Here is a 13,816-nt window from a genome sequence, read left to right as displayed (position 1 = left end):
ACTCTTCTACGAATTGGGCAGCATTTGAACGAGATCCAAGGTCAGTGCGACGTTACAGCCACATTCGCAGAATCGGAATCAGCGGAAGATCGGCAGCGGGCATCGGATAGTGGGACAAATCCGCCGCCTTGACCCAGGCCAACCGCTGTCCCTCGCGCGGCTTCGGGATACCTTGCCACCTGCGGCAGGCAAAAAGCGGCATCAGCAGGTGAAAATTGTCATATTGATGGCTGGCGAAGGTCAGTGGCGCCAGGCAAGAGGACCAGGTCTCGATGCCCAGTTCTTCGTGCAATTCACGGATCAGCGCGGCTTCGGGGGTCTCGTCCGGCTCGACCTTGCCGCCAGGAAATTCCCAGAGTCCAGCCATGGACTTGCCCTCGGGGCGCTGTGCAAGCAGGACGCGTCCATCCACGTCGATCAGCGCCACCGCCGAGACCAGAACCGACTTCACGAGCGGTAATCCGCGTTGATGTCGATGTAGCCATGCGTCAGATCGCAGGTCCAGACGGTGCGCGCGCCCTGCCCCAGCCCCAGATCGACCCCGATCCGCAGATTCTGGTTCTTCATGTAGGCGCTGGCTGCCTGTTCGTCATAGAAGGGGTCGCGCCAGCCGTCGCGCGCCACGATCATGTCGCCAAAGCGGATCGTCAGACGGTCGCGGTCGGCCTCGGCGCCCGATTTGCCGATGGCGGCGACGATGCGTCCCCAATTGGCGTCCTCGCCCGCGATGGCGGTCTTGACCAATGGCGAATTGGCGATCGCCATGGCCACGCGATGCGCGTCGGCAGGATCGCGCGCGCCTGTCACGGCGATTTCGACGAATTTCGTGGCGCCTTCGCCATCGCGCACGACCAGATGCGCCAGTTCGCGCATCACACCATGCAGTGCCGCGACAAAAGCCCGTCCGGTGGCGCTGCCCAGATTGGTGATCGGCGCGGCCTTGCTGCGCCCCGTCGCCGCCAGGATAAGCGCATCCGAGGTCGAGGTGTCGCTGTCCACTGTGATCGCGTTGAACGTCGTGTCCAGCCCCGCGCTCAGTGCCTGTTGCAGCAGGTCGGCGGGGATGGCCGCGTCGGTGAACAGATAGACGAGCATCGTCGCCATGTCGGGCGCGATCATGCCCGACCCCTTGGCGATGCCCATGATGCGGATTTCGCCGCCCTCGCCCGGCAGGACGGCCGAGGCGCCCTTGGAGAAGGTGTCGGTGGTCATGATCGCGCGCGCAGCCTCGGCGGCTCCGGCGGCATCCAGCCGACCGACCAGGTCGTCGATGACCGCAATGATGCGCTCATGAGGCAGCGGCTCTCCGATCACCCCGGTCGAGGACGAAAAGACCCGCTCCTGTCCCAGCCCAAGCGCCCGTGCAACAGCCCCGGTCACCGCATCGACCGATTCCTGCCCGCGCGCACCAGTGAAGGCATTGGCATTGCCCGAATTGATGATGATCGCGGCCCCGTCCGGCGCATCGCCCCCCTTGGCCAGCTTGGCCTGATTGTCCAGAACGCAAGCCGCGCGGGTCGAGGACCGCGTGAACGCCCCTGCCAGCGTGCTGCCTGGCGCCACACGGATCAGCGTGACATCGGTGCGGCCCTGATACTTGATGCCTGCGGCGGCGCTGGCGAATTCGACGCCCTCGATCACCGGCAGGTCGGGAAAGCGCGCAGGCGCCAGCGGCGAAACGGAAGAGCCGGCCTTGCCCATCACTCTGCCTCCAGCAGGCTGGTGTCATTGATCAGCGCAGGGTCGATGTCCTCGACGCGCTGGACATCGGCTTCGGACACGAGTCGCTGAATCTCGGTCTCGACCGTCTCGCGCAAGACCATCTGCGCGAGCTGGTCGCGGATTTCGGCCAGTTCGGGCGCCTCGCGCAGGCGCGTTTCCGCCAGCCGGATCACGTGCCAGCCGAATTCGGTCTGCACCGGATCAGAGACCTCGCCCGGCTGCATCGCGGCCACGGCCTCGGCAAAGGGCGGCACCATCTGATCGGCCGAGAACCAACCCAGATCGCCGCGGTTCGGCCCCGAAGGCCCGGTGGAACGCTGCTCGGCCAGGTCGCCGAAATCGGCACCGCCGTCGATCAGGGCCTTGATCTCGGCAGCCTCTTCCTCGGTCTCGACCAGGATGTGGGCGGCGTTGTATTCGGTCGTCGGCTCGGCATTGCCGAACAGGCGATCATAGGCGGCCGCAATCGCCTCGTCCGAGGGTTCGGCCTCGGCCAGGCGACTGACGGTGGCGGTGGCCATCGCATTGCGGCGCTGCAATTCGATCTGGGCGCGCAGACCGGCGCTGTCCCGGGCGGCCTCGGCCACGGCGGTCTGGCGGATCAGCTGGTCCAGCATCAGATCCCACATCGCCTGATCGGGCAGTTGCTGCGCCATCGGGTCGGTCATCGACTGGCGCATCAGGATCATCTGGCCCAAGGTGATCGGCTGGCCGTTCACGGTGGCGACCACGCGGTCGGCCTCGCTTTCCTCGGCCAGGGCGGCGGGCACAAGTGCCCCGAGCCCTATTGCCAGTGCCAGACAAGACGCTTTCAGCATGTCGCAACCCCCTGCAGATCACGGCCCGGACCGCATCGACGGACCGGGCCAACATTGACACTCGGCCATGCGGGGCCTACATCCCGGAGCAACTCCGTGGAAGGCGCCGCCGCCGCGTTTCGTTCAGGCCCCTGATACGGCAATGCGGCCTGTGCGGGCAAGTGGCCCGCGGCACAGGCGCCTTTCCCAACAACGTGATTGCGAAGGTGACATGCTCGGCATCGGAAATCTGGCGAAGATGGTCTTTGGCACGCCCAATGACCGCAAGATCAAGGCCACGCGCCCGCTTGTCGCGCGAATCAACGCGCTGGAGGCCGAGTTCAAGGCGCTGTCCGACCAAGGGCTGATCGAAAAGACGCGCGAATTCCGGAACCGCGTGGCGGGGGGCGAGAGCCTCGACGACATCCTGCCCGAGGCCTTTGCGAATTGCCGCGAGGGCGCGCGCCGCGCGCTTGGCCTGCGCGCCTTCGATGTGCAGCTGATGGGCGGGATCTTTCTGCATCAGGGCAACATCGCCGAGATGAAGACCGGCGAGGGCAAGACCCTGGTCGCGACCTTCCCGGCCTATCTGAACGCGCTGTCGGGCAAGGGCGTGCATGTGGTCACGGTCAACGACTACCTGGCCAAGCGCGACGCGGAATGGATGTCCAAGGTCTATACGCAGCTGGGCATGACCTGCGGCGTCGTCTATCCTTTCCAGCCCGAGGACGAAAAGCGCGCCGCCTATGCCTGCGACGTGACCTATGCGACCAATAACGAGCTGGGCTTCGACTATCTGCGCGACAACATGAAGGGCTCGGTGGCCGAAATGGTCCAGCGCGGCCACAATTTCGCCATCGTGGACGAGGTGGACAGCATCCTCATCGACGAGGCGCGCACGCCGCTGATCATCTCGGGGCCCAGCCAGGACCGGTCGGAACTTTACCGCGTGCTGGACAAGTATATCCCGCTTCTGACGGACCAGCATTACAAGCTGGACGAGAAGGCGCGCAACGCCACCTTCACCGAAGAGGGCAACGAGTTTCTCGAACAGCGGCTTCAGGCCGATGGGGTGCTGCCCGAGGGGCAGACGCTCTATGACCCGGAATCGACCACCATCGTTCACCACGCCAACCAGGCGCTGCGCGCGCACAAGCTGTTCCTGAAGGATCAGCATTACATGGTCCGCAACGGCGAGGTGATGCTGATCGACGAATTCACCGGCCGGATGATGAAGGGCCGCCGCCTGTCCGACGGGTTGCATCAGGCGATCGAGGCCAAGGAGGGCGTGGATATCCAGCCCGAGAACGTGACCCTGGCCAGCGTGACCTTCCAGAACTATTTCCGGCTTTATTCCAAACTGGCCGGAATGACCGGCACGGCCGCGACCGAGGCCGAGGAATTCCAGGAAATCTACAAGCTGGGCGTTGTCGAGGTTCCGACCAATCGCGGCATCGCGCGAATCGACGAACATGACCGCGTCTATCGCACCGCCAAGGAAAAATACGCCGCCGTCGTCGAGGCCATCAAGGAGGCTCATGCCAAGGGCCAGCCGATCCTGGTCGGCACGACCAGCATCGAGAAATCCGAGATGCTGTCGGGACTGCTGAGCCGCGAGGGGATCGCGCATAACGTCCTGAACGCCCGCCAGCACGAGGCCGAGGCGCAGATCGTCGCCGATGCGGGTAAGCCCGGCGCGGTGACCATCGCCACCAACATGGCCGGACGCGGCACCGACATCCAGCTTGGCGGCAATGTCGAGATGAAGGTGATGGAGGCGCTGAGGGCCGATCCCTCGGCCGATCCCGACGCCACCCGCGCCCGGATCGAGGCCGAACACGCCGCCGACAGGCAGAAGGTGCTCGAGTCGGGCGGCCTGTTCGTCCTGGGCACCGAACGTCATGAAAGCCGCCGGATCGACAACCAGCTGCGCGGCCGTTCGGGCCGTCAGGGCGATCCGGGCAGGTCGCTGTTCTTCCTGTCGCTGGAAGACGACCTGATGCGGATTTTCGGCTCTGACCGGCTGGACAAGGTGCTCTCGACCCTCGGCATGAAAGAAGGCGAGGCGATCGTGCACCCTTGGGTGAACAAGTCGCTGGAACGCGCCCAGGCCAAGGTCGAGGGGCGCAATTTCGACATCCGCAAGCAGTTGCTGAAGTTCGACGACGTGATGAACGATCAGCGCAAGGCCATCTTCGGCCAGCGCCGCGAGATCATGGACAGCGACGAAGTGGGCGAGATCACCGCCGACATGCGCCACCAGGTCATCGACGATCTGGTCGAGGATTTCATGCCTGCCAGGACTTATGCCGACCAGTGGGATACCGAGGGCCTGAAAAACGCAGTTCGTGAAAAACTGAACATGAACCTGCCCATCGTCGAGTGGGCCGAGGAAGAGGGCGTCGATCAAGAGGTGATGCGCGAGCGGATTACCGAAGCGAGCGACCGCTACATGGCCGAAAAGGCCGCCGCCTTCGGCCCCGAGACGATGAAGACCGTCGAAAAGCAGGTGCTGCTGCAGATGATCGACCAGAAATGGCGCGACCACCTGCTGACGCTGGAACATCTGCGCTCGGTCGTGGGCTTCCGCGGCTACGCGCAGCGCGACCCGCTCTCGGAATACAAGACCGAGGCCTTCCAGCTTTTCGAATCGCTGCTGGACAGCCTGCGCTTCGACGTGACGCAGCGCCTGTCGCAGATCCGCCCGCTGACCGATGCCGAACGCGAAGAGATGCTGCGCCAGATGGCCGAACAGCAGAGGGCTGCGCAGGATCGCCTGAGCCAGGCGCATGGGGCAGACAGCCAGTCTGCCTCGGACGCAAGGAAGCCTGTGCCGCTGATCGAGGGCTTCGACGAGGCCGATCCCGCAACCTGGGGCAACCCCTCGCGCAACGAACCCTGTCCCTGCGGTTCGGGCAAGAAATTCAAGCACTGCCACGGCGCTTTCTGAAATCGCCGCAAGACGGATTGCGTCCCGCGACAGGATCGCGCCCGCCGGGCGGGGACAAGCCCCGCCACGGCCAGGCGCGAGGCCGGGCCCTGCCCGGCCCTACCCCAAACGCAAAGGCAGCGCCCATCCGCGCACAAGATCATCGGCACGCATAGCCCTCTTTCCCGCACGCTGGGCCTCGGTGATTTCCAGCGCGCCTGTCCCGCAGGCCACCCGAAATCCTCCCAGAACCTCGCCCGGCGCACCCTCGCCCTCGATCAGCCGCGCGCGGAGCAGCTTGACGCGTTCTCCGCCGATATCGCACCAGGCGCCGGGAAAAGGCGACAGGCCACGGATCTGTCGGTCGATCTCGGCCGCGGGCCTTGTCCAGTCGATGCGCGCCTCGTCCTTCAGGATCTTGGAGGCATAGGTGACACCCTCCGACGCCTGCGGCACAGCGGGCAGAGGCAGGCGCCCCAGCACATCGCAGATCAAGGTTGCACCCATGCCGGACAAACGGTCATGCAGATCGGCAGCGGTCTCCTCGGTGCCAATGGGCGTGCGCGCCTCGGCCAGGACCGGACCGGTATCCAGCCCGGCCTCCATCTGCATGATCGCAACGCCCGTTTCGGCATCCCCCGCCATGATGGCCCGCTGAATGGGCGCGGCCCCTCGCCAGCGCGGCAGGATCGAGGCATGGATATTCAGACAGCCCAGCCGCGGCGCGTCCAGAACCGGCTGCGGCAGGATCAGCCCATAGGCCACCACGACCGCCACATCCGCGTCCAACGCAGCAAAGGCGCCCTGCTCGGCCGGATCGCGCAACTGCTCGGGATGGCGCACCGGCAGGCCCAGAGCCTCGGCCGCCGCTTGAACCGGCGAGACGCGCGGCTTCTGCCCGCGCCCGGCCGCCCTGGGCGGCTGCGTATAAACCGCCACGATCTCATGGCGCGCGGCGATCTCGCGCAGGGCAGGAACCGAAAAATCTGGCGTCCCCATGAAAATGACGCGCATGGCCACTCCTTTGCCTTGATCCGAACATCCCCGGCGGTCCAGGGGCAGGCAATCCCTGGCGCTATCCCCTCCGCGCCAGCTTCGCCGATCTCGCGACCAGCATCCTGCGCCGCAAGGGCGTCAGATAATCCACATAAACCCGCCCCTCCAGATGGTCGATCTGATGCTGCACGCTGGTCGCCCACAGGCCGACGAAATCGCGATCCTCGATCTGCCCCTGTTCGTTGAGGAACCGCACCGTGACGGCGCGCGGCCGCTTCACCGGCGCCCAGACGCCGGGCAGGTTGGGGCTCGCCTCGTCATGGCTGCGCAACTGAACGCTGGCATACAGGATCTCGGGATTGGCCATCCGTACCGCCTGACCACGCTTGTCGGACGCATCGACCACCGCCAGACGCAGCATGATCCCGATCTGCGGCGCGGCAAGGCCCACGCCCGGCATCGCCTCCATCGTGTCGATCATGTCGTCCCAGATCATCCGCACGGCCTCGTTCACGGCTTCGACGGGCTCGGCCGGGCGATGCAGGCGCGGGTCGGAATAGGGGATGAAGGGCCGCACGGCCATGGCGCTGGTCCTTGTCCAAAGAGGGCGCGACGCGAGCTTCAGCTGCGCGCCCGGTCCCGCTTGAGCTTCTGCATCTTTCGCGTGATCATCTGGCGCCGGATCGCCGAGAGGTGGTCGATGAACAGCACTCCGTCCAGATGATCCAGTTCATGCTGGGCGCAGGTCGCGGCCAGCCCGTCGAAATCGCGCTCGTGAACCTTGCCGTCAAGCCCCAGCCAGCGCAGCCGGACCTCGGCCGGGCGCGTCACCTCGGCATATTGGTCGGGGATCGACAGGCAGCCTTCCTCATAGACATTCGTCGCGTCCGATCGCCAGACCAGTTCCGGGTTCACCAGAACCATCGGATCGGGCTCGGCCTCGGGGTCGCGGGTCGCGTCCATCACGAAGATGCGCTGCAACACGCCGACCTGCGGGCCGGCCAGGCCGATGCCGGGCGCGTCATACATCGTCGCGATCATGTCGGCGGCCAGGGTCTCGATGTCCGGCGTGATGCGGGCAATCGGGTCGGCCACACGCTTGAGGCGCGGATCGGGATGGATCAGGATGGGTCTCAGGCTCATGACGCGCATGTAGGCGAAGCTCGCGCGCGACGCAACAACGCGGCAATCCCCGCGACAGGCAAAGGACAGGACATCCCGTGACCACCCCCGATTTTGACGAAATCATCGACCGTCGCGGCACTTATTGCAGCAAATGGGATGACATGGCGGCGCATTACGGCGTCTCGCCGCATGACGGCATCGCCATGTGGGTGGCGGACATGGATTTCCGCCCGCCCGCCGCCGTCCAGCGCGCGGTCGAGGCTCATGCGGCCCACGGCATCTATGGCTATCCCGGCGCGAACCGGCCCTATCTGGACGCGATCTGCTGGTGGATGCAGGCGCGCCACGGCTGGCAGATCCAACCCGAATGGGTGCTGACCTGCGCGGGGCTGGTCAATGGCGTTGCCATGGCGCTCGACGCGCTGACGCAGCCGGGCGACGGGGTCATCGTGATGAGCCCGGTCTATCACGCCTTTGCCCGCACGATCCGGGCCTCGGGGCGCAGGCTGGTCGAGCTGCCTCTGGCACTGGATCAGGGCCTCTACCGGATGGACTGGCAGAGCTGGCAGACGCAGCTGACGGGGGACGAGCGTATGTTGATCCTCTGTTCGCCGCACAATCCCGGCGGCCGGGTCTGGTCCGAGACCGAGCTGCGCGAGGTGGCCGATTTCTGCATCCGCAACGACCTGATCCTTGTGTCCGACGACATCCATTGCGATCTGGTCATGCCCGGCGCGCCGCGCCATCGGATGATCGCCGCCCTGATCCCCGAAATCGCCGACCGGCTGGTGACGCTGACCGCCGCCACCAAAAGCTTCAATATCGCGGGCGCTCATATCGGCAATGCGATCATCGCCGATCCCGACCTGCGGGCGCGGTTCAAGGCAACGCTTCTGGCGCGCGGCATCTCGCCCGCCTTCATGGGGATGGACATGGTCGCCGCCGCCTATTCGCCCGAAGGCGCGGAATGGATCGACCATCTCTGCGCCTATCTGGACGGCAACCGGCGGCTGTTCGACCAAGGCGTGAACGCGATCCCCGGGCTGCGGTCGATGCCCTTGCAGGCGACCTATCTGGCCTGGGTCGATTTCTCGGGGACCGGCATGGCGCCGCCCGAATTCATCGCGCGGGTCGAGGGGCAGGCCCGGATTGCCGCCAATCACGGCGCCAGCTTCGGCGCGGGAGGCGAGAACTTCCTGCGCTTCAACCTGGCCACGCCGCGCGCCCGCGTGGCCGAGGCGGTCCAGCGTCTGACCGCCGCCTTTGCGGATCTGCAATAGAGGCCCGTCACAGGGGTCAGGCGCGTTGCATGATGCGTCGGCCCGGCCTATATAGCGCCAGATCCGAACCCAAGGGGCGCCGCGCATGGTCTATCTGGATTTCGAAAAGCCGCTTGCCGATATCGAGGCCAAGGCCGAAGAACTTCGCGCCATGGCCCGCAAGGGCGAAGGGGCCGTCGATGTCGAGAAAGAGGCCGCCGCGCTGGATGCCAAGGCGCAGCAGATGCTGGGCGAACTTTACGCCTCGCTGACGCCCTGGCGCAAGACGCTGGTTGCGCGCCATGCCGACCGCCCTCATTGCAGCGACTATGTCCAAGCGCTGTTCACCGAATTCACGCCCCTGGCAGGCGACCGCGCCTTTGGCGACGATCATGCGGTGATGGCTGGCCTTGCGCGCTTCAATGAGATGCCCTGCATGGTGATCGGCCATGAAAAGGGCAACGACACCAAATCGCGCATCCACCACAATTTCGGCATGGCCCGCCCCGAGGGCTATCGCAAGGCGATCCGCCTGATGGACATGGCGCACCGCTTCGGCCTGCCGGTCATCACGCTGGTCGATACGCCCGGCGCCTATCCAGGCAAGGGCGCCGAAGAACGCGGCCAATCCGAAGCCATCGCGCGTTGCACGATGAAATGCCTGGAAATCGGCGTGCCGTTGGTCAGCGTCATCATTGGCGAGGGCGGGTCGGGCGGCGCCGTGGCCTTCGCCACTGCCAACCGCATCGCCATGCTGGAGCATTCGATCTATTCCGTGATCTCGCCCGAGGGCTGCGCCTCGATCCTGTGGAAGGATGCCGAAAAGATGCGCGACGCGGCCGAGGCGCTGCGCCTGACCGCGCAGGATCTCAAGAAGCTGGACGTGATCGACCGAATCATCCCCGAACCGATCGGCGGCGCGCAGCGCGATCCCGCCGCCGCCATCGCTGCCGTAGGCGTCGAGATCGGCGCGATGCTGGCGGAATTGTCGGGCATGAAGCCCGCCGATCTGATCCGCGACCGGCGCGAAAAGTTTCGCGCGATGGGTGCCCACGCGCTGGCCGCCTGACGCGCCACCTGACGACATTACGACATCATTACGACATTGTGATCCATCGGCAACAGGCTGGGGAAAACTGCCCGGTCTGTTGCACGGCCAATTGCGCGCTGTGCAAAATGGTGCCAGCAGTCCCATGCCCGCAATTTGCAAGACAGGAGGGGCGCAGATGATCCATCGCCAGGCAACCCGCCCGTCCCGCAAGGCGAACCGACAAGACCGCTCGCGCAACCGCGCCTGAGGCCTTCGATACGCCCTCTGCGCCCGTTTCGGGCCGGAACGGCGGGCACACCCACCGCGCCACGATCTGATACCCGCACCGAAGCTGCGCTTTCGCGCGGCTGTCCGGCATGGCGCCTTTCCGACCGCAATCCAGACATGGCCCCGCCTTGGCCGGGCCGAGGAGACGACGATGATCGCCGAACTGCATCCGCAGGCTTCGCGCCTGAACCCTGCCCTTCACCGCCTGATCGCCCGCCATGGACGCGCGGCGGTCCTATGGGCGATGATCCGGGCATTGCTTCTGCCCAGACGGCGGCGGCCCAGGCCGCCCGACCCCTACCGCCTCAGTCCGCATATGCGGCGCGACATCGGCCTGCCGCCCGAGCCGCCGACGGTGCCGCGCTATTACGAGCTGCGCTGATCGGCGTCCGGCCGGGGCAGGATCAACCCTGCCTCGGCCATCAGCAGATCCGAGCGCGTCTCGATCTCGGCCTCGAGCCGGGTCATCAATGCTTCCTGGGGCAGGTCGGGGCCGATCGCGGGCAGGAACTCGACCACGGCGCGGCCGGGGCGGATGCCCCAGCCCTTGCGCGGCCAGAACATGCCGGTATTGACCGCGACCGGTACGACAGGCAGCCCGGTCGCGGCGCGGATCGTGGCCACGCCTTGTTTGTAGGGACGGCGCTGGCCCGGCAGAGTGCGTGTGCCCTCGGGATAGATGATCAGCTGCCCCAGCCCGTCACCCGCGATCCGCTGATTGATCGTGGCCGAAATCGCCGCCATCGCATCGCGCCCGCGCGAGCGGTCGATGGGGATGCAGCCCACCTTCCACGCATACCAACCCATGATCGGCACGCGCATCACCTCGCGCTTCATGATGAAGGCGCGGCGCGGCACCGCATGGGCGATGACAAGGATGTCCCAGAAGCACTGATGCTTGGCCGCGACGATGCAATCCCCGGTCGGAGGCGTGCCGCGGATCTCGCAGGTCAGGCCCAGATGCAGACGCGCGGCCCAGATCACATAGCCGATCCAGAAGGTCGCAACCCTGTTGGCACCGGCCCTGCCCTGCGCCAGCACCAGCACGATGCCGAAAAGCCCGATCACCAGCGTTGCCAGCGCGATGTGCAGATAATAGAGGACGTTTTGCACGTATTGCCACGCCGTCAGACGCCCCGGACGAGGGTTCTCATGGCGCCTCATCGCACCGCCTCCAGCATCTTCAGCGCGGCCCAACGGGTCGCAACAAAGCCGACCCCGGCTGCGGCAACCGGGATCAGCAGCGGCAGCAGCCAGCCCCAGCCCTGAAAGCCCAGTCCTGTCAGAAAGCCGCCCGCCGCGCTGGTATCGGGCAGCATGGCGACCGCTGCCATCCCGGCCAGCGTGCCGACGCTGGCGCCCACCGCCGCACGGCGGGTGAAGCGGCGCACGAAGGCCGTGGCGATGGTGATGTCGCGCGCCCCGATCAGGCGCAGAACGCGGATGACCTGACCGTTCGCCGCCAGGGCTGCCTTGGCCGCCAGCGTGATCATTGCCGCCGAGGCCGCGCCGATCAGCAAGAGCGAGACCATACCCAACACGCGCAGCCTCTGCGCGGCCGAGACCAGAGGACGCCGCCATGTGCTGTGATCGTCCAGCACCGCGCCCGGCACCTCGGCCTCAAGGCGCAAGGCCAGGCCTTCCGGGTCGAAATCCCGCCCCGAGACCGGCAGGTCGATCAGCGCCGGCACCGGCAGCGCATCGACCGGCATGTCGGGACCGAACCACGGCTCCAGAAGCGCCGCGACCTCGTCTTGCGGCAGGCGGCGGGCCTGACCTGCGCCAGGCGTTGTCTGAAGGATCGTCAGCACCGACTGCACCCGCGCATCAAGCTGCGCCGCGGGTGCGCTGACCCGCACCGTGACCGAACCGGCCAGTTCCGACGACCACCGATCCGCCAGCCGCCCCGTCGCCAGGGCCAGCGACAGCGCAAACACCGCCAGAAACGCCATCGCCCCCGCCGAGAACAGCGTCAACTGCGCGGTGAACCCGGTCGGCGGCACGATACGGTCGCCCTTGCCGCCCTCGCTGCCGATCAATTCCCGGACCAGCCCCGTCAGAACGGGCGGCATGACGCGCTTGCGCCTCATAGATCCGCCCCCGCCAGTTGCAGCCTGCCGCCCGAGATCCGCAGCACCCGCGCCGAGACCTGCGCCTTGGCCGCCCGGATCAGGTTCAGGTCATGGGTCGCGACAAGCACGGTCTTGCCCGATTTGTTCAATTCGATCAGCAGCTGCAAAAGCCGCATCGACATCTCCCAGTCCAGATTACCGGTCGGCTCGTCCGCCAGAACCAGATCGGGCGACAGGATCACCGCCCGCGCCAGCGCCGCCCGCTGCCTTTCGCCGCCCGACAGCGACGGCGGCAGTGCGCGGGCATGTTGCGACAGCTGCACCCAGCCCAGAAGGTCGCGCAGCGCCTCCATATCGACCGGCTCGCCGGACACGGTCATGGGCAGGGCCACGTTTTCCGCCAGAGGCAGATGGTCCAGGAATTGCGGATCCTGATGGACGACACCGACACGGCGACGCAGCAGGGCGATCCCGTCGCGGTCCAGCGTCTGCATGTCGTGGCCGAAGGCGGTCATCTGCCCCGACCGCGGCAACAAGTCAGCATAGCACAGCCGCAGCAGCGTGGTCTTGCCCGATCCCGACGGCCCGGTCAGGAAATGGAACATGCCCGGCTGCAATGTCAGCGTCATGCCCGACAACAGATCGGCCTCTCCGTGATAGCCGAAGCCGACATCCCGCATCTCGATCACGTGCTACCTCGTTCGCTGCCCAAAGCCGTTCTGTCGCGGCCTGTCCCGACCTGCCGCTTTGCAACCCGGTTCCCGGCTTGATAAAACAGCTGCAAGGCGATTACGAGGGTCGGCATGTCTGAAATGAGCTTGATCTGTCCCGGCTGCGAGGCCGAATACCGGCTGCCCTCCGATGCCATCCCCGCTTCGGGCCGCGAGGTCGAGTGCAGCGCCTGCGGGCATGTCTGGATCGCCCGCCGCCCCGACGCAGCGCCCGCGCGGCTGGATCTGGGCGATTTCGCCGCCGCAGCTCCGGCGCCTGGTCCGGTCCTGCCTCCGCCCAGCAGCCGCCTGCCCGCCGATGTGCTGGACATCCTGCGGCAGGAGGTCGAACACGAACGCCGCCTGCGCGAAAGCGAAAGGGCAGAACCGACGCCCGCGATCAGGACCGTCCTGCCCGAGGACGAGACCGACTGGCCCGCCACGACCGTCACCGATACCGACGAGCGCGCGCCCGTCGCGAAAGCCCCTGGGCCCGAGGTTCGGCCCCTGACGGAGAGGCCCGGACGGCGCGCCGATCCGCAGCCGCAGCGCATCGAGACGCCGCGCCCGATCACCCGGCCATTGGCCATGCCACCCGCAGAGCCCTCTGCGGCCACCGGCATCGCGCGGCCCACCCCGCAGGTCATCCGCCGGCATGACCCCCGGCCCGCCCCGCGCAAACGGCGGCGTAGCGGTGCCTACTGGGCGGGCTTCGGCCTGTCGCTGATGGTCGCCGCCTCTTGCGTGGCGCTGTATCTGCTGGCCCCCGGACTGGCGGCCAGCAACAATCCCTTTGGCGAAAGGATGATGGAGATGCGGCAAGAGGTGGACCGTGCCCGTCTCTGGCTTCAGGATCGGGCGCGCGATCTGACGGGTTGAGGCACGTTC

General features: G+C 66.6%; 14 protein-coding genes. 5 read left to right on the top strand and 9 right to left on the bottom strand.

The features are described 5' to 3' along the window. Window positions 1-52: 52 nt before the first annotated feature. From KY389_RS02385 to KY389_RS02375, 3 genes are read right to left on the bottom strand one after another with little or no spacing between them, the layout of a single operon-like run. On the bottom strand, window positions 53-451 hold the full coding sequence (locus KY389_RS02385) for a (deoxy)nucleoside triphosphate pyrophosphohydrolase (RefSeq protein ID WP_219829190.1): 399 nt from the start codon (window positions 449-451) through the stop codon (window positions 53-55). Then, a complete protein-coding gene (argJ, locus tag KY389_RS02380; RefSeq protein ID WP_219829251.1) occupies window positions 448-1,701 on the bottom strand; it encodes a bifunctional glutamate N-acetyltransferase/amino-acid acetyltransferase ArgJ in 1,254 nt (417 codons plus the stop codon). The genes KY389_RS02385 and argJ overlap by 4 nt, the downstream gene beginning before the upstream one ends. After that, window positions 1,701-2,540, bottom strand: coding sequence for a peptidylprolyl isomerase (locus KY389_RS02375; RefSeq protein WP_219829189.1), 840 nt, complete (start codon window positions 2,538-2,540; stop codon window positions 1,701-1,703). The genes argJ and KY389_RS02375 overlap by 1 nt, the downstream gene beginning before the upstream one ends. Before the next feature lie 211 nt (window positions 2,541-2,751). Here KY389_RS02375 and secA point away from each other — a divergent pair, with 211 nt between their 5' ends. Then, entirely contained in the window at window positions 2,752-5,469 is a 2,718-nt protein-coding gene (gene secA, locus KY389_RS02370) for a preprotein translocase subunit SecA (protein WP_219829188.1), read from the top strand. A 99-nt stretch (window positions 5,470-5,568) separates the two neighbouring features. Here the strand turns inward: secA and fmt are convergent, their stop codons facing one another. From fmt to def (KY389_RS02355), 3 genes are all read right to left on the bottom strand, one after another. Further along, on the bottom strand, window positions 5,569-6,462 hold the full coding sequence (gene fmt / locus KY389_RS02365) for a methionyl-tRNA formyltransferase (protein ID WP_219829187.1): 894 nt from the start codon (window positions 6,460-6,462) through the stop codon (window positions 5,569-5,571). 61 nt (window positions 6,463-6,523) lie between these two features. Next, window positions 6,524-7,027: a peptide deformylase gene (gene def, locus KY389_RS02360; protein WP_219829186.1), complete on the bottom strand. Its 504-nt coding sequence runs from the start codon at window positions 7,025-7,027 to the stop codon at window positions 6,524-6,526. 38 nt (window positions 7,028-7,065) lie between these two features. Then, the gene (def, locus tag KY389_RS02355; RefSeq protein ID WP_219829185.1) at window positions 7,066-7,587 is read right to left on the bottom strand and encodes a peptide deformylase; all 522 of its coding nucleotides are present in this window, start codon (window positions 7,585-7,587) and stop codon (window positions 7,066-7,068) included. A gap of 77 nt (window positions 7,588-7,664) precedes the next feature. Here def (KY389_RS02355) and KY389_RS02350 point away from each other — a divergent pair, with 77 nt between their 5' ends. From KY389_RS02350 to KY389_RS02340, 3 genes are all read left to right on the top strand, one after another. Beyond that, entirely contained in the window at window positions 7,665-8,849 is a 1,185-nt protein-coding gene (locus KY389_RS02350) for a MalY/PatB family protein (protein WP_219829184.1), read from the top strand. A gap of 85 nt (window positions 8,850-8,934) precedes the next feature. Beyond that, entirely contained in the window at window positions 8,935-9,897 is a 963-nt protein-coding gene (locus KY389_RS02345; protein ID WP_219829183.1) for an acetyl-CoA carboxylase carboxyltransferase subunit alpha, read from the top strand. 400 nt (window positions 9,898-10,297) lie between these two features. Then, window positions 10,298-10,528 carry a hypothetical protein gene (locus KY389_RS02340; protein ID WP_219829182.1) on the top strand — a complete coding sequence of 77 codons (231 nt, stop codon included), beginning with the start codon at window positions 10,298-10,300 and terminating at the stop codon, window positions 10,526-10,528. Here the strand turns inward: KY389_RS02340 and KY389_RS02335 are convergent. Genes KY389_RS02335 through KY389_RS02325 form a run of 3 tightly spaced genes read right to left on the bottom strand, consistent with a single transcriptional unit; the run spans window position 10,513 to window position 12,907 of the window. Next, window positions 10,513-11,310, bottom strand: coding sequence for a lysophospholipid acyltransferase family protein (locus KY389_RS02335; RefSeq protein WP_219829181.1), 798 nt, complete (start codon window positions 11,308-11,310; stop codon window positions 10,513-10,515). The genes KY389_RS02340 and KY389_RS02335 overlap by 16 nt on opposite strands. Then, complete coding sequence (locus KY389_RS02330) at window positions 11,307-12,218, bottom strand: cell division protein FtsX (protein WP_219829250.1); 912 nt, start codon at window positions 12,216-12,218, stop codon at window positions 11,307-11,309. The genes KY389_RS02335 and KY389_RS02330 overlap by 4 nt, the downstream gene beginning before the upstream one ends. A gap of 14 nt (window positions 12,219-12,232) precedes the next feature. Beyond that, window positions 12,233-12,907: a cell division ATP-binding protein FtsE gene (locus KY389_RS02325; RefSeq protein ID WP_219829180.1), complete on the bottom strand. Its 675-nt coding sequence runs from the start codon at window positions 12,905-12,907 to the stop codon at window positions 12,233-12,235. A gap of 123 nt (window positions 12,908-13,030) precedes the next feature. Here KY389_RS02325 and KY389_RS02320 point away from each other — a divergent pair, with 123 nt between their 5' ends. Further along, window positions 13,031-13,807, top strand: a complete 777-nt coding sequence (locus tag KY389_RS02320) for a zinc-ribbon domain-containing protein (RefSeq protein ID WP_219829179.1) — start codon at window positions 13,031-13,033, stop codon at window positions 13,805-13,807. Window positions 13,808-13,816 lie beyond the last annotated feature (9 nt).

This window comes from Paracoccus bogoriensis, assembly GCF_019431455.1.
Taxonomy (GTDB): domain Bacteria; phylum Pseudomonadota; class Alphaproteobacteria; order Rhodobacterales; family Rhodobacteraceae; genus Paracoccus; species Paracoccus bogoriensis.
The sequence above is the reverse complement of the archived record's forward strand: the minus strand, read 5'-3'. Positions and strand labels throughout refer to the sequence as shown.